At 71.3% G+C, this 23,152-nt stretch carries 24 protein-coding genes; 17 read left to right on the forward strand and 7 right to left on the reverse strand.

Annotation, left to right across the window (positions count from 1 at the left end; all coding sequences use genetic code 11):
* Positions 1 to 68: 68 nt before the first annotated feature.
* Together ACFVFH_RS09650 and ACFVFH_RS09655 are read right to left on the reverse strand one after the other, a co-directional pair.
* Positions 69 to 428, reverse strand: coding sequence for a hypothetical protein (locus tag ACFVFH_RS09650; RefSeq protein ID WP_383765472.1), 360 nt, complete (start codon positions 426 to 428; stop codon positions 69 to 71).
* A complete protein-coding gene (locus ACFVFH_RS09655; RefSeq protein WP_383765474.1) occupies positions 425 to 685 on the reverse strand; it encodes a hypothetical protein in 261 nt (86 codons plus the stop codon). The genes ACFVFH_RS09650 and ACFVFH_RS09655 overlap by 4 nt, the downstream gene beginning before the upstream one ends.
* A gap of 106 nt (positions 686 to 791) precedes the next feature.
* On the opposite strand from ACFVFH_RS09655, the gene ACFVFH_RS09660 reads away from it, so the two are divergent.
* The 6 genes from ACFVFH_RS09660 to ACFVFH_RS09685 all read left to right on the forward strand — a co-directional run bounded on the left by ACFVFH_RS09660 (position 792) and on the right by ACFVFH_RS09685 (position 3,705).
* Positions 792 to 1,622: a Scr1 family TA system antitoxin-like transcriptional regulator gene (locus ACFVFH_RS09660; RefSeq protein ID WP_383765476.1), complete on the forward strand. Its 831-nt coding sequence runs from the start codon at positions 792 to 794 to the stop codon at positions 1,620 to 1,622.
* Positions 1,619 to 1,828: a DUF397 domain-containing protein gene (locus ACFVFH_RS09665; protein ID WP_383765479.1), complete on the forward strand. Its 210-nt coding sequence runs from the start codon at positions 1,619 to 1,621 to the stop codon at positions 1,826 to 1,828. The genes ACFVFH_RS09660 and ACFVFH_RS09665 overlap by 4 nt, the downstream gene beginning before the upstream one ends.
* A gap of 189 nt (positions 1,829 to 2,017) precedes the next feature.
* Positions 2,018 to 2,227: a DUF397 domain-containing protein gene (locus ACFVFH_RS09670; RefSeq protein WP_383765481.1), complete on the forward strand. Its 210-nt coding sequence runs from the start codon at positions 2,018 to 2,020 to the stop codon at positions 2,225 to 2,227.
* A 189-nt stretch (positions 2,228 to 2,416) separates the two neighbouring features.
* On the forward strand, positions 2,417 to 2,626 hold the full coding sequence (locus ACFVFH_RS09675) for a DUF397 domain-containing protein (protein WP_383765483.1): 210 nt from the start codon (positions 2,417 to 2,419) through the stop codon (positions 2,624 to 2,626).
* A 189-nt stretch (positions 2,627 to 2,815) separates the two neighbouring features.
* Entirely contained in the window at positions 2,816 to 3,028 is a 213-nt protein-coding gene (locus ACFVFH_RS09680; RefSeq protein ID WP_383765485.1) for a DUF397 domain-containing protein, read from the forward strand.
* 20 nt (positions 3,029 to 3,048) lie between these two features.
* On the forward strand, positions 3,049 to 3,705 hold the full coding sequence (locus ACFVFH_RS09685; protein ID WP_383765486.1) for a class I SAM-dependent methyltransferase: 657 nt from the start codon (positions 3,049 to 3,051) through the stop codon (positions 3,703 to 3,705).
* A gap of 76 nt (positions 3,706 to 3,781) precedes the next feature.
* Here ACFVFH_RS09685 and ACFVFH_RS09690 read toward each other — a convergent pair whose 3' ends face one another.
* Positions 3,782 to 4,369: a TetR/AcrR family transcriptional regulator C-terminal domain-containing protein gene (locus ACFVFH_RS09690; RefSeq protein WP_383765609.1), complete on the reverse strand. Its 588-nt coding sequence runs from the start codon at positions 4,367 to 4,369 to the stop codon at positions 3,782 to 3,784.
* Positions 4,370 to 4,446: 77 nt separating this feature from the next.
* On the opposite strand from ACFVFH_RS09690, the gene ACFVFH_RS09695 reads away from it, so the two are divergent.
* On the forward strand, positions 4,447 to 5,700 hold the full coding sequence (locus tag ACFVFH_RS09695) for an FAD-dependent monooxygenase (protein WP_383765488.1): 1,254 nt from the start codon (positions 4,447 to 4,449) through the stop codon (positions 5,698 to 5,700).
* Between the two features lie 332 nt (positions 5,701 to 6,032).
* On the opposite strand, the gene ACFVFH_RS09700 is transcribed toward ACFVFH_RS09695, so the two are convergent.
* Positions 6,033 to 6,713 carry a DUF4232 domain-containing protein gene (locus tag ACFVFH_RS09700; protein ID WP_383765489.1) on the reverse strand — a complete coding sequence of 227 codons (681 nt, stop codon included), beginning with the start codon at positions 6,711 to 6,713 and terminating at the stop codon, positions 6,033 to 6,035.
* Between the two features lie 234 nt (positions 6,714 to 6,947).
* Here ACFVFH_RS09700 and ACFVFH_RS09705 point away from each other — a divergent pair, with 234 nt between their 5' ends.
* Positions 6,948 to 7,496: a hypothetical protein gene (locus ACFVFH_RS09705; protein WP_383765491.1), complete on the forward strand. Its 549-nt coding sequence runs from the start codon at positions 6,948 to 6,950 to the stop codon at positions 7,494 to 7,496.
* A 213-nt stretch (positions 7,497 to 7,709) separates the two neighbouring features.
* On the opposite strand, the gene ACFVFH_RS09710 is transcribed toward ACFVFH_RS09705, so the two are convergent.
* Both ACFVFH_RS09710 and ACFVFH_RS09715 read right to left on the reverse strand, forming a co-directional pair.
* Complete coding sequence (locus ACFVFH_RS09710) at positions 7,710 to 9,614, reverse strand: ABC transporter ATP-binding protein (protein ID WP_383765492.1); 1,905 nt, start codon at positions 9,612 to 9,614, stop codon at positions 7,710 to 7,712.
* Entirely contained in the window at positions 9,611 to 11,461 is a 1,851-nt protein-coding gene (locus tag ACFVFH_RS09715) for an ABC transporter ATP-binding protein (RefSeq protein ID WP_383765494.1), read from the reverse strand. Before ACFVFH_RS09715 ends, ACFVFH_RS09710 begins: the two co-directional genes overlap by 4 nt.
* A gap of 172 nt (positions 11,462 to 11,633) precedes the next feature.
* On the opposite strand from ACFVFH_RS09715, the gene ACFVFH_RS09720 reads away from it, so the two are divergent.
* From ACFVFH_RS09720 to ACFVFH_RS09735, 4 genes are read left to right on the forward strand one after another with little or no spacing between them, the layout of a single operon-like run.
* Positions 11,634 to 12,536, forward strand: a complete 903-nt coding sequence (locus ACFVFH_RS09720; protein ID WP_383765495.1) for an ABC transporter ATP-binding protein — start codon at positions 11,634 to 11,636, stop codon at positions 12,534 to 12,536.
* Between the two features lies 1 nt (position 12,537).
* A complete protein-coding gene (locus tag ACFVFH_RS09725) occupies positions 12,538 to 13,329 on the forward strand; it encodes an ABC transporter permease (protein WP_383765497.1) in 792 nt (263 codons plus the stop codon).
* Positions 13,330 to 13,360: 31 nt separating this feature from the next.
* Positions 13,361 to 14,650, forward strand: coding sequence for a sensor histidine kinase (locus ACFVFH_RS09730; RefSeq protein ID WP_383765498.1), 1,290 nt, complete (start codon positions 13,361 to 13,363; stop codon positions 14,648 to 14,650).
* Between the two features lie 19 nt (positions 14,651 to 14,669).
* Positions 14,670 to 15,320 (forward strand): response regulator, encoded by a 651-nt coding sequence (locus tag ACFVFH_RS09735; RefSeq protein ID WP_383765500.1) that lies wholly within the window; start codon positions 14,670 to 14,672, stop codon positions 15,318 to 15,320.
* Positions 15,321 to 15,350: 30 nt separating this feature from the next.
* Here the strand turns inward: ACFVFH_RS09735 and glgX are convergent, their stop codons facing one another.
* Positions 15,351 to 17,582, reverse strand: coding sequence for a glycogen debranching protein GlgX (gene glgX / locus ACFVFH_RS09740; protein WP_383765502.1), 2,232 nt, complete (start codon positions 17,580 to 17,582; stop codon positions 15,351 to 15,353).
* A gap of 344 nt (positions 17,583 to 17,926) precedes the next feature.
* Here glgX and ACFVFH_RS09745 point away from each other — a divergent pair, with 344 nt between their 5' ends.
* From ACFVFH_RS09745 to ACFVFH_RS09765, 5 genes are all read left to right on the forward strand, one after another.
* The gene (locus ACFVFH_RS09745; RefSeq protein WP_383765503.1) at positions 17,927 to 19,159 is read left to right on the forward strand and encodes an Ig-like domain-containing protein; all 1,233 of its coding nucleotides are present in this window, start codon (positions 17,927 to 17,929) and stop codon (positions 19,157 to 19,159) included.
* An 89-nt stretch (positions 19,160 to 19,248) separates the two neighbouring features.
* The gene (locus ACFVFH_RS09750; protein WP_383765505.1) at positions 19,249 to 20,016 is read left to right on the forward strand and encodes an enoyl-CoA hydratase/isomerase family protein; all 768 of its coding nucleotides are present in this window, start codon (positions 19,249 to 19,251) and stop codon (positions 20,014 to 20,016) included.
* Between the two features lie 251 nt (positions 20,017 to 20,267).
* Entirely contained in the window at positions 20,268 to 20,783 is a 516-nt protein-coding gene (locus tag ACFVFH_RS09755) for an ATP-binding protein (protein WP_383765507.1), read from the forward strand.
* Positions 20,784 to 21,137: 354 nt separating this feature from the next.
* Positions 21,138 to 21,956, forward strand: coding sequence for a polysaccharide deacetylase family protein (locus tag ACFVFH_RS09760; protein WP_383765508.1), 819 nt, complete (start codon positions 21,138 to 21,140; stop codon positions 21,954 to 21,956).
* Entirely contained in the window at positions 21,956 to 23,143 is a 1,188-nt protein-coding gene (locus ACFVFH_RS09765; protein WP_383765510.1) for a beta-propeller fold lactonase family protein, read from the forward strand. Before ACFVFH_RS09760 ends, ACFVFH_RS09765 begins: the two co-directional genes overlap by 1 nt.
* Positions 23,144 to 23,152: the final 9 nt, after the last annotated feature.

Genomic DNA, 23,152 nt, shown 5'->3' on the forward strand with positions numbered 1-23,152 from the left:
CAGCAGACCAGCTCCGCCCCGGTCGCGCGCGCCGGGTGGGGCGGACGGGGGGGGGCGGACGGCACCGATCAGGCGACGGGTGCCGATGCGGGCCGCACGGAGAGCGTGTACGTGCAGTCCGCGTACGGGAGCACGACGAGCAGCTCGGCGCCGCCCTTGAGGTGGGCGTGGGTGGCGCGCTGGCTCTCGCGGTCCTCGTACCAGGCGAGGAGTTCCGCCGCGCGGCCGAGGCGCGGGTCGAGGCCGAGCCGGTCCACGATCCACAGGGCCTGACCACCGATCCATCGCAGGGCGAGGACGGGGGAGACGGTCCGGAAGGTGCCCAGGACGTGCCGGGCCGTCTCGTCGGCGCCGCACACGAGCCCTTCCGCGACCGCCTCGCACAGGTAACCCGCCTGCTCGGGCGCCCCGTTCGCCTCGCCGGTCACAGGATCCGCCCCGCGCTGCGGGCGTTGCACCGCGCGTTCTCGGCCCGCAACCGCTCTATGGGACTCGGCTCCCGCACGTCCCCGGGCTCGACCTCCCACTCCGCACCCCCGCAGACCGGCCGCAACGACCAGTACGGGCCCGTCGTCCCCCGGAACTCCCCGACCTGGTCACGACGGCTGGTATCCACCAACAGCGTTCCACGATCGGGTACTTGCGGGGTGCTCTGCTCGTTCGGGGGGCTGTCTTCCACGGACATGGGCCACTCCTCTCCGTAACGGTTCCGCTACCAAGGGGGATCAGCGTGGCTTAGAGTCGGGGGGTCTTCAACATGCGCCGTTTGAGCGGAGAGAGGGGACTCCCGGATGGTGAACCGCAAGGAGCTGGACCCCGAAAAATCGCCCGTTGCCCGCTTCGGGCAGCGTCTGCGCCAGTTACGTGACGAGCGAGGCTGGACGCAGGATGAGCTGGCATCCCGTATGGGGTGCTCCGGCACCCATATTTCTGCCGTCGAAACTGGTCGACGGCCCCCAACTCCCCGCTTTGCTGCAAGTGCTGACAAGGCGTTCGGTACGGGTGATCGACTCGAACGGCAGGGGCGGGCCGTCTGGAACACCGCGATACTCGAAGGGTTCCCGGAGTTCGTGGCGCACGAGGTACGCGCGGCGGAGATCAGGCTTTTCGAGCTGGGCATCATTCCGGGCCTGCTTCAGACACCGGAGTACGCCGCAGCCATCACCACGGGTGCCGTACGGCGTGGAGCGATCACGGAGCAGCAGGCGGAGGAACGCCTGTCGCTCCTCGCTCGAAGGCAGGAATCCTTGCAGAGAACTCCACCGCCGCTGATGTACGTCGTCCTCGACGAGAGCTGCATCAGGCGTCCTGTGGGCGGCCCCGGAGTCATGGCGGAACAGCTCGACAGGCTCATCGCGCTCGCCGAGCTGCCATCAACCGTCGTCCAGGTGGCTCCGTTCGACCTTGGGGAGCGCAGGGCATTCGACCTGCCCGTGACGCTACTGACCCTTACCGACCGGTCTCAGATCGCGTACACCGAGTCGGCGCAACAGGGCTGCCTGGAGCGCGATATGAGGTTCGTGCAGCCGCTGGTAACGGCCTACCATCAGATGCAGGCCGAAGCGCTGTCCCAAGCGGCATCCGTAGCCGTGATCGAGCAGGTACGAAAGGGCACCCCGTGACCACCGAATCCCCCCGTTGGTTCAAGTCCTCCTACAGCAGCAACGGCGGCCAGTGCATCGAGGTCGCTGCCAACCTCGTCGGATCGCTCGGCGTGGTTCCCGTCCGCGACTCGAAGAACCCGGGCGGCCCGGTGCTGCGTGCCTCCGCCGCGTCGTTCGCTTCGTTCGTGGCGGGCGTCAAGGCTGGAGAGTTCGGCGCCGTCTGACCGTCAGGGCCCATCGAGCACTGGTCCCGGACGCAACGAGAGCCCCGCCATGCCCCTGGTGAACCGCCGAGGGCGTGGCGGGGCTTCGGGCGTTCGTAGGACGTCGCTGTTTTGCCGCGTTGGTACGGGGCATCTGGCACGCGAAACGTACTTCCTGTTTCCCTGTCGGCGGCAACGAAAGGGCACCCCGTGACTACCGAGTCCCTCCGTTGGTTCACGTCCTCCTACAGCGGCAACGGCGGCCAGTGCATCGAGGTCGCCGCCAACCTCGTCGGCTCGTTCGGCGTGGTCCCCGTCCGTGACTCCAAGAACCCGGGCGGCCCGGTGCTGCGCGCCTCCGCCACCTCGTTCGCTTCGTTCGTGGCGGGCGTCAAGGCCGGCGAGTTCGGCGCCGTCTGACCGTCAGGGCCCATCGAGCACTGGTCCCGGACGCAACGAGAGCCCCGCCACGCCCCTGGTGAACCGCCGAGGGCGTGGCGGGGCTTCGGGCATTCGTGGGCCGTCGCTGTTTTGCCGCGTTGGTACGGGGCATCTGGCACGCGATACGCACTTTCTGCTTTCCCATCGGCGGCAACGAGAGGGCACCCCGTGACGACCGAGTCCCCCCGTTGGTTCAAGTCCTCATTCAGCGAGAACGGCGGCCAGTGCATCGAGGTCGCCGCCAACCTCGTCGGCTCGTTCGGCGTGGTCCCCGTCCGTGACTCGAAGAACCCGGGCGGCCCGGTGCTGCGTGCCTCCGCCGCGTCGTTCGCTTCGTTCGTGGCGGGCGTCAAGGCTGGAGAGTTCGGCGCCGTCTGACCGTCAGGGCCCATCGAGCACTGGTCCCGGACGCAACGAGAGCCCCGCCATGCCCCTGGTGAACCGCCGAGGGCGTGGCGGGGCTTCGGGCGTTCGTAGGACGTCGCTGTTTTGCCGCGTTGGTACGGGGCATCTGGCACGCGAAACGTACTTCCTGTTTCCCTGTCGGCGGCAACGAAAGGGCACCCCGTGACTACCGAGTCCCTCCGTTGGTTCACGTCCTCCTACAGCGGCAACGGCGGCCAGTGCATCGAGGTCGCCGCCAACCTCGTCGGCTCGTTCGGCGTGGTCCCCGTCCGTGACTCCAAGAACCCGGGCGGCCCGGTGCTGCGCGCCTCCGCCGCCTCGTTCGCCTCCTTCGTGGCGGGCGTCAAGGCCGGCGAGTTCGGTGCGGGCGACTGAGGCTCTGGTCGGCTCACGTCATGACGACACCGCTCTCCCGCGTCGCGCGCGCACTTGAGCAGTTCCACGCCACCCACCCCTGGGACCACAACGCCCGCTACCACCGGTGGATTCTGCGGCAGCTCCCCAGGCGCGTCGAGAGTGCGCTGGACGTCGGGTCGGGCAGCGGTGACCTCGCCAGGCTCCTGGCCTCACGGGCCGGGGCGGTGCACGGTATCGACGTGGACCCCGCCATCGTCGCTCGCGCGCGGGAACTCACGGCCCCGGCGGCCCCGGTGACCTTCTTCGTCGGAGATGTGCGGGAGCAGGTGCCGCCCGGCCCCTACGACGTCATCACCTGTGTCGCCACCCTCCACCACATGCACTTCGGTGACGCCCTCACCCGCCTCCGGCAGCACCTGGCACCCGGCGGAACCCTGGTCGTCGTCGGGCTCTACCGGCCGCGGTCCCGGAGCGACTTGCTGATCGATGCGGTCGCCATTCCCTCGAACGTCGCCATGGGCTGGATCAAGAACAAGGGCCGCAAGGCACCACGACCGGTCTCGATGACCGCGCAGACCCGGCCGGCGGCCATGACCTTCGCGGACATCGTTCGCGATGCCCGCCAGGCGCTCCCCGGCGCGCGGCTGCGTCGGCGGCTGTTCTGGCGCTACACGCTGGTCTGGCACCGGAGATAGACGGTTCGCCTCGCGGCTCGGCCCGACAGCCGGGGCCACCGCGTGGGCGCGGCGGCGTCCTGGGGCTCCGGCGGGGTCAGCGTTCGCGTTCCGGGTGGTCCGTGCAGCCGGTTGCGGCGGTGTGCCGGATGAGGCCGCCCAGGATGAGGGCGAGGCCCGCCTCGAACGCCGCTTCGTGGTCGAGGGCCGGGACGTCGGCCGGAAGGTCCTTCCCCGGACCTGTCTCCGCCTGCTCCTCCAGCACGCAGCCGACCGTGTACCGGCCGGCGGCCAGCATCGCCATCTGCGCCTCCTTCTCCGGAACGCCGGAACCGACGAGGAAGGCCATCTTGCGCCGGATCCGGTCGAGGTCGCCGGTCGGGGTGCTGCCGGCGTGGAGGCGCGCGCCGTCACGGCGTTGCAGCAGGGTCCGCCGGAAGCTGCGCGAGTTCTCCAGGAACCATTCGCGCCAGTCGTCCGCGGGCGACGGGAGCGGCGCGGCGGCGTGAGGGGCCATGGCGGCCTCCGCCATGGCCGCCAAGAGGTCCTTCTTGGTCCGGAAGTGGTAGTAGAGCGAGGGCTGTTCGACGCCCAGGCGCTTGGCCAGCCGTCTGGTGCTGACGGTGTCCAGCCCCACTTCGTCGAGCAGAGCCAGCGCCTCGGTGACGACGGTCTCACGGTTCATCTTGGTCACATTGACAATCTATCGGTGATAGAAGACTCTGCAAAGGAATCAATCACCGATAGATTTTGGAGGCCGTCATGACGGACGGGAGCACGAAGCGTTCTCTGCGGGTCCTCGTCGCCGGTGCCGGTGTCGCCGGGCAGGCGGTGGCCTTCTGGCTCGCCCGTGGTGGTCACCGGGTGACGGTCGCGGAGCGCTTCCCGGCGCTGCGCGCCTCGGGCGCACAGGTCGACCTGCGCGGACAGGGCATCGAGGCGGTCGACCGCATGGGACTGCTGGACGCCGTGCGCGGTCGGCTGGTGGACGAGGCGGGCGTCGCGTTCGTCGACGCCCGGGGGAACCCGAAGGCGACGATCATGGCGAACACCTCCGGCAGGGGCCGCCAGACCCTCACCTCGGAGTACGAGATCATGCGCGGCGACCTGGTCCGCATCCTCCACGACGCGACCAAGGACGACACCGCGTACGTCTTCGGAAACGGCGTCGACGGCTTCGACCAGGACGAGCACCAGGTCACCGCCCATTTCTCGGACGGGAGCTCCGGCCGGTACGACCTGCTGGTCGGCGCGGACGGGCAGGGCTCACGCCTGCGGCGGGCGCTGCTGCCGCCGGGGGCCGACCCGTATCGCCGTCTCGGTATCCACATGGCCTACTGGTTCGTCCCGCGCATCGCCTCCGACAGCAACATCCGCGACACCTGCATGGTCCCGGGCGGTCGCCAGATCATGCGCCGCAGCCACAACGCGACCGAGACCCAGGTGTACTTCGTGCTGCGCGAGGAGTCGGCGGAAGCCTCCGCGATCCATCGCGCTCCCGTCGAGCGGCAGCAGGAGTTCTGGGCCGACCGTTTCCGGGACGCCGGCTGGCAGACCGGGCGCTTCGTCGAAGGCATGAGGACGAGCCCGTTCTTCTACTCCCAGGAGGTCGTCCAGGTGCGTACCGACACCTGGTACCAGGGCCGCGTGGTCCTGGCCGGAGACGCCGCGCACTGCGCCTCTCCGTACAGCGGCATGGGCATCTCCGGCGGCTTGGTCGGCGCGTACGTGCTGGCCGGTGAGATCAACCGGCACGCCGACGACCTGCCCACCGCACTGGCACACTACGACCGGGTCCTGCGGCCCTTCGTCGACGAGATCCAGGCCGGGGTGAACCCCCGTCTGCTGCGTGTGGGCATGCCCATGAACCAGTACGCGATCAGCGCCTTCCAGAGGGCCACCGCGCTGGCCTGCTTCTTCCGCGTCCCCGGCCTGGTGGCGCGGTTCTCGAAGGAGGACCGCGGCGGCGACTGGCGGCTCCCGGCCCACCCCGTTCCGCTCGCCGCCCAGGCGTAGTTGCCCTGCGGGGTCGGCGGGGGCCTTTCGCCCGGGTCGGGCCGGGTCGGGGCGGGGGCGGGGGCGGTTCGGGCCGGGGCCGAGGCACGCGTGCCCGGCACGATCCGTACGAGAAGCCCGGGTCGTGCTTGGGGCCGTGTGGTCGCGTGCCGGCCTCACCGTCCCGCGGGGCCAGGAGCAGGATGCTGGGAAGACGGGCAAGCGGACACCGATCCTCCGGCCTCGCCCCTCCCGGCCCGGCCGAACCCGGACGCCAGGTCCACCGGCCGACCCGCCGGCGCTCCCACGACCGTGCTCGCCGCCACCGCCCACCGTCACAGGGAAGACAGGGCCTAGCCGACCGAGAAGGCGCCGAGCTTGAAGGAGTCGGCGCAGAGGCTGAAGACACCGCCCGGCGAGCCGTCCGCCTTCAGCACGTTCACCGTGGTGCCCGCGTCCTTCGGCAGCGCGACCTCGACCGTGGGCGATTCCGTCCGGCAGGAGAGGCGCGCGGTGCCCTCGGTGTTCACGTCGTTGTACATCACGTCGGCCGTCGCCGTGCCGCCCGCCGGGATGTCGACCGCGTCCGAACCTCCCTCGGAGTTGTCCGCGGAGACCGGCCCGCTGCCCTTCGCCTCATCGGTGACGGTCACGACCGTGGGACCGACGATGGTGCAGGCGGAGCCGGAGGAGTTGGTGATCCTGAGCGAACCGGCGGCCGCCTGCGATTCGGTGGCGTGGTTCGCGCTCTGGCGGAACTGCGCCGAGGTGTTCCGGGTGGTGCAAGCCGCGGTGGCGTCGCCACCGGACGAGCTGCCACCGGACGAGCTGCCGCCCCCGTTCGAGCTGCCGCCACTGTTCGAACCGCCCCCGGACGACGCCCCGGACGACGCCCCGGGCGAAGCCGCGGTCGAGGCCGACGAACCGGCGGCGGCGTCAGCCTCGTCGTCGCCGTTGCAGCCGGTGAGCGCGAGCGCGGACAGTACGGCGAGCGCGCCGGCAGCGGCTATGCGGGTACGGGCACGTGTGCGCATGGACTTCCTTCTTCCCCATCAAAAAACCTTGAGAGACAACTGAGAAGCAGGATGATCTTTCAAGACGCACCGGTTGCATCCGGAGGCACGGCCTCACCAAGTCCGCACGAACTCCGCCCAAGATCATTTCCAAGGCCCCGCGAAGCCCGCTCCACCGGACCCTCACCGCCCGGTAGCGCCTGGTCACACGTCGGTGGAGACCACACACGGCCAAGCGCCACTAGCATGCACGGCATGACCAGTGATGCGATGGCCGAGTTGCGTCTGCGGGACTCACCGACGACCGAACACATCGACTTCGACTCCCTCGACGGATACCGCTTCGCCGACGGTGAGGGGTTCCCCGCTTCCTACCGCGCGTTCGTCCGCCACGCGGGATGGGGGCGCACCTTCGGGCTGTGGCTGTTCTACCCGCCGGTCCGCCCGGGATACGCCGACGGCCTGCACGGTCGCGGCGCCCAGCTCACGAGGCGCTTCCGCGCGAGCTTTCGAGACGGAGAGAGCGAAGCGTACGACTGGATGGTGAAACCGGACGGCGACTGGTCCCTGACCGCCACCCTGGAAGTCTTCGCATGGAGCGAGAACGGCGATGCCCTGCTGTGGAACAGCGCGGCCCGCGACACGGACGGGGAGTTCCCCGTCTGGGAGTCACGCGGTCTCGGCTCCCTGCACTACCTCGGCGCGGACCTCCGCACAGCGCTCGTGCTGGTGCGCGATCGATGCACCTCCATCTCCGGGCCTCGCCCGTTCGATGTGGAACCGCTTCCCGCCACCCGCCTCTGAACGGGCCCCGGCGGAAGGCCAGGCCGGGAACGCGGACGGGGTGCCGGAGGCCGTTCCGTGAGGAACGACCCCGACACCCCGCTCACCGCGCCGCGCCGGACGGCGCCGGACCGCGATGCGTCCGCGCCCGCCCGGTCGTGATGTGACCGTACGTACCGAATCAGCCGGGCGGGAGCAAGCGGCCGAGGACCGCGCCGGCACCCCCGCCCGGTCTCACGTCAGGCTCTCCCGCCACGCCCGGTGCAGGCCCGCGAAGCGGCCCGTGCCCGCGATGAGTTCGGACGGGGCGCCGTCCTCCACGATGCGGCCGTGCTCCATCACCAGGACCCGGTCCGCGATCTCCACCGTGGAGAGGCGGTGGGCGATCACCACCGCGGTGCGGCCGTGCAGCACCGTGTCCATGGCCCGTTGCACCGCCCGTTCGCCGGGGACGTCCAGCGAACTCGTCGCCTCGTCGAGGATCAGTACCGCCGGGTCGGCGAGCAGGGCGCGGGCGAAGCCGACCAGCTGGCGCTGACCGGCCGAGATCCGGCCGCCCCGCTTGCGTACGTCCGTGTCGTAGCCGTCCGGCAGACCGGCGATGAAGTCGTGGGCGCCGATCGCCCTGGCGGCCCGCTCGATCTCGGCGCGCGTCGCGTCCGGGTTGCCGATCGCGATGTTCTCGGCGACCGTCCCGGAGAACAGGAACGCCTCCTGGGTCACCATCACCACGCCCCGCCGCAGCTCGGGCACGGCCAGGTCCCGCAGGTCCGTGCCGTCGAGCAGCACCCGGCCGTCGGTCGGGTCGTAGAACCGGGCCAGCAGCTTGGCCAGCGTCGACTTGCCCGCGCCCGTCGACCCGACCACGGCGACGGTCTGACCGGCCGGGATCGTCAGGTCGAAACGGGGCAGCACTTCGCCGCCCGTGCGGTAGGCGAAGCGCACCGCGTCGAAGACCACCTCGCGGCCCGGGGCCCCGCCCGTGCGGGCCGGGAGTTCGCGCGGGTCGGGGGTCTCCGGGACGGACGGGGTCTGGGCCAGCAGGCCCGCGATCTTCCCCAGCGAGGCCGCGGCCGACTGGTAGGCGTTGAGGAACATGCCGAGGCGGTCGATCGGGTCGTACAGCCGGCGCAGATAGAGCACGGCCGCGGCCAGCACCCCGAGCGCCAGGGTGCCCGAGGCCACCCGGTACGCGCCCCACAGCACGATTCCGGCGACCGCGGCGTTGGCGACCAGCCGGGAACCGACGACATAGCGGGCCATCTCCAGCATCGCGCTGCCGTTGGACCACCGGTGCGTGTTGTTGAGATCCTCGAAGTGCGCGTCGTTCACGGGTTCGCGGCGGAACGCCTGGACGGGGCGGATGCCGTTCATCGTCTCCGCGAACTTGACGATGACCGCGGCGATGGCCGAGGACCGTGCGCCGTAGAGCACCCCGGCCCGCCGCTGGAAGCGCCGTACCAGCAGATACAGCGGGACGAAGGAGAGCACGGCCGCCGCGCCCAGACCGAGGTCCAGCCAGAGCAGCATCAGCGCGATGGAGACGAAGGACAGGAAGACGCCGATCAGCTCCTGGAGCCCCTCGCCGAGCAGTTCCCGCAGCGACTCCACGTCCGTGGTGGACCGGGAGATCAGCCGGCCGGAGGTGTAGCGCTCGTGGAAGTCGACGCTCAGCGCCTGCGCGTGACGGAAGATCCGCCCGCGCAGATCGAGCAGCGCGTCCTGGCTGACCAGGGCGGCGGCCCGGACGAACGCGTACTGCATGGCCCCGCCCACCACCGAGCAGAGCGCGTACCCGACCCCCACCGCGATCAGTGGCCCGTAGTCCGCGTCCCGGAACGCGGGCACCCCGCTGTCGATGGCGTACGCCACCAGCAGCGGTCCCGCCTGGAGCGCGGCCTGTTGGACCAGCAGCAGCAGCGCGATCAGCGCCACCCGGGCCTTCATCGGCCGCAGCAGCGACCTCAGCAGGGTGCCGGTCGCGCCGGGCGGCGTGGGCAGGTCGTCCCGGTCGAACCGGTCGTCGGCGGATCCGGGGCCCGTGGGGGAGGCCGCGTCCCCGGCGGTGGCCGGGGCCGCTGCCGTGCCGGTGCCGGGCGGGTCGTCGGCGGGGACCGTGTCCGTCGTCGTGCTGGTCATCGGGTGCCCTTCTCGGCGAGGAGGTCCTCGGCGGACAGATCGGGGAAGGCACCCTCGGCGGGTGCGCCGGGCGCGTCCTCGGCGCCCGACATCAGCCAGGCGTACTCGGCGCTGCTGCGCAGCAGTTCCTGATGGGTGCCCACGGCGGCGATGCGGCCCCGCGAGAGCAGCGCCACCCGGTCCGCGAGCATCACGGTGGACGGCCGGTGCGCGACCACGATCGCCGTGGTCTCGGCCAGGACCTGCCGCAGGGCGGCCTCCACCAGCGCCTCCGTGTGCACGTCCAGCGCGGAGAGCGGATCGTCCAGGACCAGGAAGCGCGGCCGGCCGACCACGGCGCGGGCCAGCGCGAGACGCTGCCGCTGCCCGCCGGAGAGGCTGAGCCCCTGCTCGCCGACCTGGGTGCCGACGCCCTGGGGCAGCCCGTGCGCGAAGTCGGCCTGGGCGATGGCGAGCGCCCGCCGCAGCTCGTCCTCCCCGGCGCCCTCCGCGCCCATCAGGACGTTCTCCCCGACGGCCGCCGAGAAGAGCGTCGGCTCCTCGAAGGCCACCGCCACCAGCTCGCGCAGCCGCTCCCGGGGCATCGCGGCGATGTCCGTGCCGTCCAGCGTGATCCGCCCCGCGGTCGCCTCGTGCAGCCGGGGCACCAGGGCGGTGAGCGTCGTCTTCCCGGACCCCGTGGCCCCGACCAGGGCCATCGTCTCGCCGGGCCGGATCCGCAGATCGATCCGGGCCAGCACGGGCTCCGAGTCCGGCTCGGCGTCGGGATAGCGGAACTCCACGCCCTCGAAGACCATTTCGCCCCGGACCGGTCCGTCGGCGGGCACCGGCTCGTCGGGACCGGGGGCGTCCACCTCCTCGGCCACGTCCATCACCTCGAAGAACCGCTGGGTCGCCGTCGCCGACTCCTGGCTCATCGCCAGCAGGAAGCCGATCGACTCGATCGGCCAGCGCAGCGCGAGCGCGGTGGAGAGGAAGGCGACCAGAGTGCCCGCGGAGAGGTCGCCGTCCGCCACCTGGACCGTACCGAGCACCAGCGCCGCACCGATGGCCAGCTCGGGAAGGAGGGTGATGGACGCCCAGATGCCCGCGAGGAGGCGGGCCTTGGCCAGCTCCGTGGTGCGCAGCCGCTCCGTGAGGGAACGGAAGGCGAGGGTCTGGCTCCGGTGCCGGCCGAATCCCTTGATGATGCGGATGCCGAGCACACTCTCCTCGACGACCGTCGTCAGATCCCCGACCTGGTCCTGGGCCCGGCGCGCCACGGCCGAGAACTTCGTCTCGAAGACCAGGCAGAGGACCATCAGCGGTGCCGCCGGAGCGAGCAGCACCAGCCCCAGCGTCCACTGCTGCATCAGCAAAATGACAAAGCCGATCAGCACCGTCGCCCCGTTGACCAGCAGGAACGTCAGCGGGAAGGCCAGGAACTGACGCAGCAGCATCAGATCCGTGGTCGCCCGCGAGAGCAACTGGCCCGAGGGCCAGCGGTCGTGGAACGCCACCGGCAGCCGTTGCAGATGCCGGTACAGATCGGCCCGCATCGACGCCTCGACCCCGGCCAGCGGCCGCGCCACCATCCACCGCCGCACCCCGAACAGCGCCGCCTCGCCGATGCCCAGCAGCAGCAGATACAGCGCGCCGAGCCAGACCCCGCCGGGATCGCGGTCCGCGACCGGGCCGTCGACCATCCACTTCAGCACGAGGGGGATCACCAGGCCGACGCAGGACGCGGCGATGGCGACCACGGCGGCGCCGAACAGGCGCTTGCGCACCGGCTTCACATAAGGCCACAGCCGCATCAGGGACTGAACGGTGGACCGGTCCTTGGGCTCTACAGGTTTTTCGGGCATCACGGTCGAGCCTACGGTTCACCCCTGACATCGCTCATGTGGTTTTCCGGCGGACCAGCGGTCCGGGGCCCCGGGAAGCGCAGGTCGTAGCCCGTATCAGCCGATCGGCCGATGCCGCTTCGAGCGCGATGGACGATGGTGCGCCGCCCCTCACGACGGGATGCTCCGGGGCATGGCAATCATCGAAGCGAACGGGGTGCACAAGGCGTACGCCGGGCGCACCGTGGTCGACGGAGTGAGCTTCACCGTCGACGAGGGGGAGATCTTCGGGATCCTCGGCCCCAACGGCGCGGGCAAGACCACCACCGTCGAATGCATCGGGGGGCTGCGGGTCCCCGACGCCGGTACGGTCCGTGTCGCCGGACTCGACCCCGCCGCCGACCACGCCCGGGTCACCCGACTGCTCGGCGCCCAGCTCCAGGAGAGCGAACTCCAGCCCAAGATCACCGTGGCCGAGGCGCTGGAGCTCTACAGCGCCTTCTACCCGGACCCCGCCGACTGGCGGGAGCTCGCCGGACGGCTGGGCCTGCACACCGTGTACGGCACCCGCTTCGCGAAGCTGTCCGGCGGTCAGAAGCAGCGGCTCTCCATCGCCCTCGCCCTGGTCGGCAACCCGCGCGTGGTGGTGCTCGACGAGCTGACCACCGGACTGGACCCACGGGCCCGGCGGGACACCTGGAACCTGATCGAGGACGTGCGCGCCGGCGGCGTCACCGTCCTGCTGGTCACCCACTTCATGGAGGAGGCCAGACAGCTCTGCGACCGGATCGCCGTGATCGACAAGGGAAGGGTCGTCGCCCTCGACACCCCCTCCGGGCTGATCGGCCGGTCGGACGGCTCCACCGTCATCTCCTTCACCCCGTCGCGTCCGCTCACCGACACCGAACTGGGGCAGCTGCCCGGCGCCGCCTCCGTGGCGCGCAAGGACGACCGGATCGAGATCAGCGGCACCGACGACACGGTCAACGCGGTGATCTCCCTGCTGGCCCGGCACGGCATCACCGCACACCGGCTCCGCGTCTCCGAGGCGACGCTCGACGACGCCTTCCTCGACCTCACAGAACAGGCTTCCTGAGATGACCACGGCGCACCCGGCCACCGCCACGGCCCCCACGACCTCCGCACCGGCCTCCGCGCACCGGGCGGTGCTCAGGGCGGAGGCCCGGCTCTTCCTCCGCGAACCCGGCGCCCTGTTCTGGATCGTCGTCTTCCCGACCGCGCTCCTGACGGTCCTCGGCCTCATCCCCTCCTTCGGGGAGCACACGGACGAGCTCGGCGGCCGCCGCGTCATCGACCTGTACGTCCCGGTCGCGGTCCTGCTTGCGATGATCATGTCCGGTCTCCAGGCCATGCCACCCGTCCTCACCGGCTACCGCGAACGCGGCATCCTGCGCCGGATGTCCACCACTCCGGTGCGCTCCTCCGCGCTGCTCGTCGCGCAGATCGCCCTGCACGGCGCCGCCGCCCTCGTCTCCGCAGCCCTGGCGGTGGCCGTCGGCCGGACCGCCTTCGGCGTCGCGCTGCCCCGGCAGGCGGCCGGCTACCTGGTGGCGCTGCTGCTGGCCGTGGCGAGCGTGCTGGCGCTCGGCTCGCTGCTCTGCGCCCTGGCCCGTACGGCCAAGGGCTCCGCCGCCATCAGCTCGGTCGTCCACCTCCTGATGATGTTCACCGCCGGGGTCTGGATCCCGGTGCAGAGCATGCCCGGCACCCTGCGCGACATCGTCCGGTTCACCCCGTTCGGCGCGGCCTCCGAAGCGCTGGACCGGGCGGCCTCCGGAGGCTGGCCCGGCCTCGCCCAGCTCGGCGTGATGGCGCTGTGGACGGCGCTGCTGACGTATCTCGCGACCCGGCTGTTCCGGTGGGAGTGACCGGCGCGCGGGATACGGGGACACTGCGTCCATGAACGCGGGGGACACGGCGACGGCGCACCGGAACGGCACCATGAACGCCGAGCACGGGTGGGAACGCTTCTTCCGGTACGGGCCCTACGGCTTCCTCGGCCTGAGCACCTTCGTCTCGGCCGTGAGCGCCCCGCTCATCATGGACCGCGCGCACGTGTACGGCGCCGCGGTGCTGGTACCCCTGGCCCTCGCCCTCCAGCTCTGGTGGGGGCGGGCCGGACGCACCGTCGAGCCCAAGGGGCGGGCGGCGCAGGGCTACTTCGCCGTCCGTACCCTGCTCGCCTTCGCACTGACCTGGTGCAACCCGTTCTTCTCGGTGTTCGCGATCCTCGGGTACTTCGACACCGGGCGGCTGCTCCCGCCCCGGGCCGTCCGTCCCGGACTGCTGGTCACCGCCGTCATCATGGCGGGCGCGCAGAGCGGCGGCGGACTGCCGCCGGTCTCCCTGATGAACTGGGTCGCCTTCGCCGCCCTGCTCGGTCTGCACGCGACCCTCACCATGGTCTTCGCCAGGATCGGCGACCGCGAGGCCCACCACGCCCGCACCCAGGTCGACACCATCGCCGCCCTGGAGTCGGCCAACGCCCGCCTCGAACAGGCCCTGGCGGAGAACGCCGGACTGCACGCCCAACTTCTCGTCCAGGCCCGCGAGGCGGGCGTCGCCGACGAACGGCGGCGGCTCGCCGCGGAGATCCACGACACCCTGGCCCAGGGCCTGACCGGCATCATCGCCCAGCTCCAGGTGGTGACGTCGATCGGCGACACCGAACCGGCACTGGCCCGTCTCCACCTGGACCGGGCCGCCGCCCTCGCCCGGCACAGCCTCGGCGAGGCCCGCCGCTCGGTCCACGACCTGGTCCCGGCCGCCCTGGAACACGACGACCTGCCGGGCGCCCTGGAGCGCACGGTCACCGACTGGGCGGAACGCCACGGCGTCCGGGCCGAGTTCACCGTCACCGGCACCGTCGAACCGGTCCACGACGAGATAGCGGCCACCCTCCTGCGGATCGCGGAGGAGGCCCTCGCCAACGTCGGCCGCCACGCCGGGGCCTCCCGGGCCGGGGTCACGCTGTCGTTCATGGGCGTCGAACTCACCCTGGACGTACGGGACGACGGCCGGGGCTTCGACCCGGGCGCGCTGCCCCCGCGCAGCGGCACGGGCGGCTTCGGGCTCGGCGGCATGCGGGCCCGCGCCGAACGCATCGCGGGAACCGTCGAGGTGGAGACGGAACCGGGCCGGGGCACGGCGGTCTGCGCCCGGGTCCCCCTGGTCCGCAACAGCCGATGACCAGTACGGTTGGCCTGCCATGGCCCAGGAGACCGCACGCGTCATCACGCTCGTCGTCGTCGACGACCACCCCGTCGTACGGGACGGTCTGCGCGGCATGTTCGACTCGGACCCCGGATTCGTGGTGCTCGGGGAGGCGGCGGACGGGGTGGAGGGCGTCGAGCTGACGCTCCGCCTCGACCCCGACGTCGTCCTGATGGACCTGCGGATGCCCGGCGGCGGCGGGGTCGCCGCCATCACCGAACTGACCGGGCGCGGCGCCCGTTCCCAGGTGCTGGTCCTCACCACGTACGACACCGACTCCGACACCCTGCCCGCGATCGAGGCCGGGGCGACCGGCTATCTGCTCAAGGACGCGCCCCGCGACGAGCTGTTCACCGCCGTCCGCGCCGCCGCGGACGGCCGCACCGTGCTCTCGCCCGCCGTCGCCTCCCGGCTCGTCTCCCGGGTGCGCGCCCCGGCGGCGCCGGGCGGCGAATCGCTCTCGGCCCGTGAACGCGAGGTGCTGGAGCTGGTCGCGAAGGGCACCTCGAACCGTGAGATCGCCGCCGAGCTGTTCATCAGCGAGGCGACCGTGAAGACCCATCTCACCCATGTCTTCGCCAAGCTGGGCGCCAAGGACCGGGCCGCCGCCGTCGCCATCGGCTACGAGCGGGGCATCCTCGGCTGACCCCGGCCGCGCCCCCGCACACCCGCCCGCTCATCCCGTGACGCGCAGCAGCTGCACCGACCTGGCCGGTACGGTCAGCGTCCCGCCGCCCGGGTGGGCGGTGCCGGGGGCCGCCGCCTGGTCCTCCCGCGAGGTGTCCAGGACCAGTTCGTAGCCGCGCGCCCACGGGGGGCCGGGGAGCCGGAAGCCCGCCGGGCGGTGGCAGGCGTGCAGGATCGCCAGGAAGCTGTCGTCCGTGACCGGTTCGCCGCGGGCGTCCGGGCCGGGGATGTCCCGCCCGGAGAGGTAGAGCCCGACCGTGGCGGCCGGCGCGTACCAGTCCGCCTCTGTCATCTCCGTACCCTGCGGGGTGAACCAGGCCAGGTCCCGCAGCCCGTCGGCCGCCCGCGGCAGCCCGGAGAAGAAGGCCCGGCTGCGCAGCACCGGATGGGTGCGGCGCAGCCGCAGCAGCCGGGCCGTCAGCTCGGTCAGCTCGCGCCACTGCGGCTGTTCGAGCAGGGACCAGTCCAGCCAGCCGGTCTCGTTGTCCTGGCAGTAGGCGTTGTTGTTGCCGCCCTGGGTGCGGCCCATCTCGTCGCCCGCGACCAGCATCGGCACCCCCGTCGACAGCAGCAGCGTGGCCAGCAGATTGCGCAGCTGGCGGCGGCGCAGCGCGTTGATCCCGGTGTCCTCGCTCTCGCCCTCGGCGCCGCAGTTCCAGGACCGGTTGTCGCAGGTGCCGTCCCGGTTGCCCTCGCCGTTGGCCTCGTTGTGCTTCTGTTCGTAGCTGACGAGATCGCGCAGGGTGAAGCCGTCGTGCGCGGTGACGAAGTTGACCGAGGCGTACGGGCGCCGGCCGCCCCACGCGTAGAGGTCGCTGGATCCGGTCAGCCGGTAGCCGAGGTCCCGCACATCGGGCAGGGCGCCGCGCCAGAAGTCCCGTACGGAGTCCCGGTAGCGGTCGTTCCACTCGGTCCACGGCGGAGGGAAGGCCCCCACCTGGTAGCCACCGTTGCCGACGTCCCACGGCTCCGCGATCAGCTTCACCCGGCGCAGCACCGGGTCCTGGGCGATCACCGTCAGGAACGGCGAGAACATGTCGACGTCGTGCGTGGAACGGGCCAGCGCGGCCGCCAGGTCGAAGCGGAAGCCGTCGACGCCCATCTCCGTCACCCAGTAGCGCAGCGAGTCCGTGATCAGCCGCAGCACCTGCGGCCGGACCACGTGCAGGGTGTTGCCGCAGCCGGTGTAGTCGGCGTATCTGCGGGCGTCGGACTGGAGGCGGTAGTAGCCGCGGTTGTCGATGCCGCGCAGCGACAGCATCGGTCCCAGCTCTCCAGCCTCCGCCGTGTGGTTGTAGACCACGTCGAGGATCACCTCGATCCCCGCGTCATGCAGCGCCCGCACCATCCGTTTGAACTCGCCGACCTGCTGGCCCGCGGTGCCGCTCGCCGAGTAGCCGGCGTGCGGGGCGAAGTAGCCGATGGAGTTGTAGCCCCAGTAGTTGTGCAGTCCGCGCCGCAGCAGATGGTCCTCGTGGGCGAACTGGTGCACCGGCAGCAGCTCCACCGCCGTCACCCCGAGCCGCAGCAGATGCCCGACGGCCGCCGGATGGGCGAGACCGGCGTACGTACCGCGCAGCTCCTCGGGGATCTCGGGGTGCAGTCTGGTGAAGCCGCGCACATGCGTCTCGTAGAGGACCGAGTCGGCCCAGGGGGTCTCGGGGCGGCGGTCCTCGGCCCAGTCCTCCTCGTCATGGACCACGACGCCCTTGGGGACGTGGGGGGCGGAGTCCCGTTCGTCGCGGACCGTGTCGGCGACGTGCTGCTGCGGCCAGTCCCGCACATGGCCGTACACCTCGGGCGGCAGCGTGAACGAGCCGTCCACCGCCCGTGCGTACGGGTCGAGGAGCAGCTTCGCCGGGTTCCAGCGGGCCCCCGTCCAGGGGTCCCAGCGGCCGTGCACCCGGTAGCCGTAGCGCTGCCCCGGCCGGACGCCCGGTACGAAGCCGTGCCGGATCTCATGGGTCAGCTCGGTCAGCGGAAGCCGCCGCTCGGTGCCGTCCTCGTCGAAGAGACAGAGCTCGACGGCCTCCGCACCGCCCGCCCAGAGCGCGAAGTTGGTGCCAGCGACCCTGCCGGGGCCCATCCGGAAGCGGGCCCCGAGCGGTGCCGGGGTGCCGGGCCACACGGCGGGGCCGGGCCCCGGTGCGGCCTCCCGCCGCGGCCGTCCGGCCGTCCTCCCGCTCCGCCGGTCCGCCTCCTGCTCGGCTGCGCTCGACACCTGTTCGCCTCCCGCGGCTCGTGGGGAGCGGCGCCGGGGAGGAGCGCACGGCGTCCCGGCCGCGGCTCCCCGAGCGCCGTCCTCCCCCTGGTTCTGCCCACCCCGGTGGCCGCCCTCACGTGTCCCGTGCCAGGGGCGGCGCCCGCACGTCCCGCGGCACCTGGAGAAGTGCCGTGACGGCCGCCGGACAACTTGGGACTGAACGGTGACATCCGTGAGGTCATTTCCCCATAGCCGGTGTGATTATCTTTCGCTGAGCGTGCATGTGCAGCGCGCGGGGGAGGGAGCCTTCCGGGCTCCCGGGGCCTTGGCGGGGCCAGGCCGTGTGAGGGGAGACAACCACATTGAACGGGCAGCCGATATCGGGGACGTTCGCCGACGTACGGCGCGGGCGCGGGTCCAAGGGGCCGCTGGCCCTGGTGGCGGGCGCGCTGCTGTTGCTGGTGACGGCGTGCGGCGGGGGAGACGACACGGGCAGCGGGAAGGGCGGGGGGAAGGTAGGTGACACCGCCGCCTCGGCGGCCGTGGTGACCGTCGCGCCCAAGGACGGCGCGGACTCGGTCGCGACCAGCGGGGCACTGAAGGTCTCGGCCGCGCAGGGGAAGCTGACCACGGTCAAGGTCTCCGACCCCAAGGGCGCCGAGGTCGAGGGGAAGATCGCCGCGGACGGCGCGAGCTGGGCGCCCGACCAGCATCTCGCCGCGGCCACCAAGTACAAGGTCCACGCGATCGCCAAGGACTCCAAGGGCCGTGAGTCGGCGAAGGACACCAGCTTCACCACGCTCGTGCCGCAGAACACCTTCATCGGGCAGTACACCCCGGAGGACGGTTCCACGGTCGGCGTCGGGATGCCCGTCTCGATCCACTTCACCCGCGGCATCACCGACCCGGCCGCGGTCGAGAACGCGATCAAGGTGACGGCCGAGCCGTCCGTCCCGATCGAGGGCCACTGGTTCGGCAACGACCGGCTGGACTTCCGCCCCGAGGAGTACTGGGCCGCGGGCACCAAGGTCACGGTGAAGCTCAACCTCGACGGCGTCGAGGGACGCCCCGGGGTCTACGGCAAGCAGGCCAAGACGGTCTCGTTCACCATCGGCCGCAAGCAGGTCAGCACGGTCGACGCGAGCACCCACCGGATGAAGGTCGTCCGCGACGGTCAGCAGATCAAGGACATCCCGATCTCGGCGGGCGCCCCGGCGACCACCACGTACAACGGGCAGATGGTCATCAGCGAGAAGCTCAAGGTGACCCGGATGAACGGTGACACCGTCGGCTTCGGCGGCGAGTACGACATCAAGGACGTGCCGCACGCGATGCGTCTGTCCACCTCGGGCACCTTCATCCACGGCAACTACTGGGGCGCCTCCAGCATCTTCGGTTCGACCAACACCAGCCACGGCTGTGTCGGTCTGCAGGACGTGCGCGGCGCCGGGAGCAGGACGACCCCGGCCGCCTGGCTCTTCGACAACTCGCTCATCGGCGACGTCGTCGTCGTGAAGAACTCGCACGACAAGACGATCGCCCCGGACAACGGTCTCAACGGCTGGAACATGTCCTGGGCGGAGTGGACCAAGTAGTCCCACGCGCGCGGAACGACGGAGCGGGCCCGGTGCTGTGACCAACAGCACCGGGCCCGCCGCCGTTAACCACCGCTAACCTGCCTCCCATGACCGCACACCTCGAAGTACGCGACGCCGTCGGCACGATCCGGCTGGACCGTCCGCCCATGAACGCCCTCGACGTCGCCACCCAGGACCGGCTGCGTGAACTCGCCGAGGAGGCGACCCGCCGCGACGACGTGCGCGCCGTCGTCCTCTACGGCGGCGAGAAGGTGTTCGCGGCGGGCGCGGACATCAAGGAGATGCAGGCGATGGACCACGCGGCGATGGTCGTGCGGTCCAAGGCGCTCCAGGACTCGTTCACCGCGGTGGCCCGGATCCCCAAGCCCGTCGTCGCAGCCGTCACCGGCTACGCGCTCGGCGGCGGCTGCGAGCTGGCGCTCTGCGCCGACTTCCGCATCGCCGCCGACAACGCCAAGCTGGGTCAGCCCGAGATCCTGCTCGGGCTGATCCCGGGCGCGGGCGGCACCCAGCGCCTGGCCCGCCTGGTCGGCCCCTCCCGGGCCAAGGACCTGATCTTCACGGGGCGTCACGTCAGGGCCGAGGAGGCCCTGACGATCGGTCTGGTCGACCGGGTGGTGCCCGCCGCCGAGGTGTACGAGCAGGCGCACGCCTGGGCCGCCGCGCTGGCGAAGGGGCCGGCGCTGGCGCTGCGCGCCGCCAAGGAGTCCATCGACGCCGGGCTGGAGACCGACATCGACACCGGGCTCACGGTCGAGCGGAACTGGTTCGCCGGACTGTTCGCCACCGAGGACCGGGAACGCGGAATGCGCAGCTTTGTGGAGGAGGGGCCGGGCAAGGCCAAGTTCCTCTGACCGAACGCCAGTTGGGCACAGAATGACGCGGGTTCATCCGTGTGGGCGGATTATCCGGGCCTCGGGGCAGCCTGGGGGTCCCGCCCCCGGGTGGGCCCGCTCACCCGTTTCAGACAGGGTATCCGCGCAGGTCGGAGGGGTTGTGGTGGCTCGCGTTCTGCCCTTGGCATATGCCTTCCGGCGGCCGTGGAATGGTGTGTTCCGGGGTGCGGATTCCTTCGGAACGGCCCCGGGGCGCCTGCCTTGCGGTCATGATGGTGTCCATGGCGGGCCTGGAGGGTGTGGAACAGCCGCGACCGCACACTGGTGCGACAGCGGCACGCTGGATGTCGGCCGGCGACGACGAACAGGCGTTCAAGGCGCTGGAGTTGTTCGGAAATCCGGCGGAGGGGGAAGTCCGGCTGCCCTCCCGTCCGGAGTCCGCGGCCACCGCCCGGCGGCTCACTTCGTGCGTGGTGCTGCGGCAGTGGGCCCTCTCCCCGCAGATCGCCGAGTACGCCGTGCTGCTCGTCTCGGAACTCGTGGGCAACGCGGTGCGGCACACCGGCGCCCGGGTCTTCGGGCTGCGCATGCTGCGCCGCCGCGGCTGGATCCGGATCGAGGTGCGCGACCCCTCGCGCGGACTGCCGTGCCTGATGCCCGTCCAGGAGATGGACGTCAGCGGGCGGGGCCTCTTCCTCGTCGACAAGCTCTCCGACCGCTGGGGGGTGGATCTGCTGCCGCGCGGCAAGACCACCTGGTTCGAGATGCGGACCTCCGACCGCTGACCCTTCCGGGCGCGCCCGGAACCACAGCAGCCCCCGGTTCACCGTCGTACGGCGCTTCGGGGGCTGCTGTGTGGGGGCCGTGAAATGGGGGGTGTGTTCACGGCCGCTTGTGACGACCGGGCTCGGGTCATGCGGTCGTGTCACCGACTATGGCAGATGGGCGACCTCCTCGCCAAAAGTGCAATCGGTGCATTCCATTGCATATCGGGACAAGCGCGGGAAGAATCGCAGGTGTGATGGGTCACTTGCCTGTAAAAGCATGCATATTTATGGGATTCGATGAGTGATTCATTCGCTTCGCCCATATGACTAAATTGTTATCTTCTTCTCATTCCGCCCCTACTGTGTCTGTACATGAACGCCTCCGACACTCCGGTGCACCGCCGCGGCGCCCTGCGCGCGGGAGCAGGGGCCGCCCTCGCCGGTGTCCTCGCCGCCGGATGCGCGGACCGCGACACCGCCAGGGCCCCGGCCGGGGCCGTCACCGACGCGGTGAGCCCGAAGAACCCCGCCGCCGCGACGACCCGGCCCCCGTCCCCGGCCGCCGCCCCCGGACCGCGCCGCTTCCCCGGACAGCCGGTCCAGATCGACCACGGCCCCCGCGACCGCGCCCGCGTCGCCCTCACCTTCCACGGCCAGGGCGACCCCGCCATCGCCCGGTCCCTGCTCGGCGAGGCCGAACGCGCCCACGCCCGGGTCACCGTCCTCGCCGTCGGCAGCTGGCTCGACGAACACCCCGAGATGGCCCGGCGCATCCTCGACGGCGGCCATGAACTCGGCAACCACACCCAGCACCACGTCGACATCTCCTCGATGGGCGAGGCCGAGGCGTACGCCGAGATCGACGACTGCGCCCAGCGGCTGCGCAGGCTCACCGGCTCCATCGGCACCTGGTTCCGGCCCTCGCGCGCCCGGGACGCCACCCCGCTCGTCCGGCGGCTGGCCGCCAGGGTGGGCTACCCGCACGTCCTCTCGTACGACGTGGACTCCCTCGACTTCACCTCACCCGGCGTCGCGGCCGTCACCCGCAAGGTGGCCGGGGAGATCCGCAACGGATCGGTGGTGAGCCTGCACTTCGGCTACGCGGACACGGTCGCCGCGCTGCCCCTCCTCCTCACCGAAATCGACCGCCGCCATCTGCGCGCGGTGACGACCACGGAGCTGCTGACCTGATGCCTCCCACCACCAAGCACACCGCGGCCCTGCTCGGGGGCGTCCTGCTGGCCGTCCTCACCGGCTGCGGCACCTCCGCCGAGAAGTCGAACGTCCAGGCGGTCGGCAGCGAGGCCGCCCGGCCCGCCGGGACCGACCACGTCGCACCGCCCGCACCACCGGGGCTCCCGGGCATGCCGCCGGTGCTGGACGCCAAGGACGTCTACGCCGCCGACCGGGGCGAGCTCTCGCCGGTCGTCAAGGACTTCCCGTCCCGGGTCTACGTCCCCAACACCAACTCCGACACCGTGACCGTGATCGACCCCGCGACGTACAAGGTCATCAAGACCATCAAGGTCGGCCGCCAGCCGCAGCACGTCGTACCGTCCTGGGACCTGAAGACGCTCTGGGTCAACAACGACATCGGCGACAGCCTCACGGCCATCGACCCGGCCACCGGGAAGACCGGCCGCACGGTGCCGGTCTCCGACCCGTACAACCTCTACTTCACCCCGGACGGCAAGTACGCCGTGGTGATGGCCTCGATGGACCGTCAGCTGGTCTTCCGCGACGCCCACACCATGAAGACGGTCAAGGCCGTGCCGGTGGACTGCGCGGGCGTCAACCACGCCGACTTCTCCACCGACGGCCGGTACTTCATCGTCTCCTGCGAGTTCTCCGGCGAACTCCTCAAGGTCGACACGGCGCGGATGAAGGTCGTCGCCCAGCAGAAGCTGCCGCTCAAGGGCGCGATGCCGCAGGACGTGAAGCTGTCGCCGGACGGCGGGACGTTCTACATCGCGGACATGATCGCCGACGGGATGTGGGTGCTGGACGGGAAGAAGTTCACCACCCCGAAGCTGCTGCGCACCGGCAAGGGCGCCCACGGCCTCTACGTCAGCCGCGACTCCAAGGAGATGTACATCTCCAACCGGGGCGAGGGCTCCATCTCCGTCTGGGACTTCGCACAGCGCAAGCTGATCAAGAAATGGCGGCTGCCCGGCGGTGGCAGCCCCGACATGGGCGGGGTCTCGGCCGACGGCAAGGTCCTCTGGCTGAGCGGGCGTTACAACGCCGAGGTGTACGCGATCGACACCGCCACCGGCAAACAGCTCGCCCGCATCCCGGTGGGCAGCGGACCGCACGGACTGGCCGTCTACCCGCAGCCCGGCCGCTACTCGCTCGGCCACACCGGCGTCTTCCGCTGACCGCCGCAC

This window comes from Streptomyces sp. NPDC057697, from assembly GCF_042799335.1.
Lineage (GTDB): Bacteria > Actinomycetota > Actinomycetes > Streptomycetales > Streptomycetaceae > Streptomyces.

Bases quoted from the DNA above. Each gene is read 5' to 3' on its own strand.
- ACFVFH_RS09730 (WP_383765498.1), top strand. From the start codon at position 13,361: ATGAACGCGGGGGACACGGCGACGGCGCACCGGAACGGCACCATGAAC.
- ACFVFH_RS09700 (WP_383765489.1), bottom strand. From the start codon at position 6,713: ATGCGCACACGTGCCCGTACCCGCATAGCCGCTGCCGGCGCGCTCGCC.
- ACFVFH_RS09710 (WP_383765492.1), bottom strand. From the start codon at position 9,614: ATGACCAGCACGACGACGGACACGGTCCCCGCCGACGACCCGCCCGGC.
- ACFVFH_RS09685 (WP_383765486.1), top strand. From the start codon at position 3,049: ATGACGACACCGCTCTCCCGCGTCGCGCGCGCACTTGAGCAGTTCCAC.
- ACFVFH_RS09655 (WP_383765474.1), bottom strand. From the start codon at position 685: ATGTCCGTGGAAGACAGCCCCCCGAACGAGCAGAGCACCCCGCAAGTA.
- ACFVFH_RS09690 (WP_383765609.1), bottom strand. From the start codon at position 4,369: ATGAACCGTGAGACCGTCGTCACCGAGGCGCTGGCTCTGCTCGACGAA.
- ACFVFH_RS09735 (WP_383765500.1), top strand. From the start codon at position 14,670: ATGGCCCAGGAGACCGCACGCGTCATCACGCTCGTCGTCGTCGACGAC.
- ACFVFH_RS09760 (WP_383765508.1), top strand. From the start codon at position 21,138: ATGAACGCCTCCGACACTCCGGTGCACCGCCGCGGCGCCCTGCGCGCG.
- ACFVFH_RS09695 (WP_383765488.1), top strand. From the start codon at position 4,447: ATGACGGACGGGAGCACGAAGCGTTCTCTGCGGGTCCTCGTCGCCGGT.
- ACFVFH_RS09750 (WP_383765505.1), top strand. From the start codon at position 19,249: ATGACCGCACACCTCGAAGTACGCGACGCCGTCGGCACGATCCGGCTG.
- ACFVFH_RS09725 (WP_383765497.1), top strand. From the start codon at position 12,538: ATGACCACGGCGCACCCGGCCACCGCCACGGCCCCCACGACCTCCGCA.
- ACFVFH_RS09705 (WP_383765491.1), top strand. From the start codon at position 6,948: ATGACCAGTGATGCGATGGCCGAGTTGCGTCTGCGGGACTCACCGACG.
- ACFVFH_RS09715 (WP_383765494.1), bottom strand. From the start codon at position 11,461: ATGCCCGAAAAACCTGTAGAGCCCAAGGACCGGTCCACCGTTCAGTCC.
- ACFVFH_RS09720 (WP_383765495.1), top strand. From the start codon at position 11,634: ATGGCAATCATCGAAGCGAACGGGGTGCACAAGGCGTACGCCGGGCGC.
- ACFVFH_RS09755 (WP_383765507.1), top strand. From the start codon at position 20,268: ATGATGGTGTCCATGGCGGGCCTGGAGGGTGTGGAACAGCCGCGACCG.
- ACFVFH_RS09660 (WP_383765476.1), top strand. From the start codon at position 792: ATGGTGAACCGCAAGGAGCTGGACCCCGAAAAATCGCCCGTTGCCCGC.
- ACFVFH_RS09765 (WP_383765510.1), top strand. From the start codon at position 21,956: ATGCCTCCCACCACCAAGCACACCGCGGCCCTGCTCGGGGGCGTCCTG.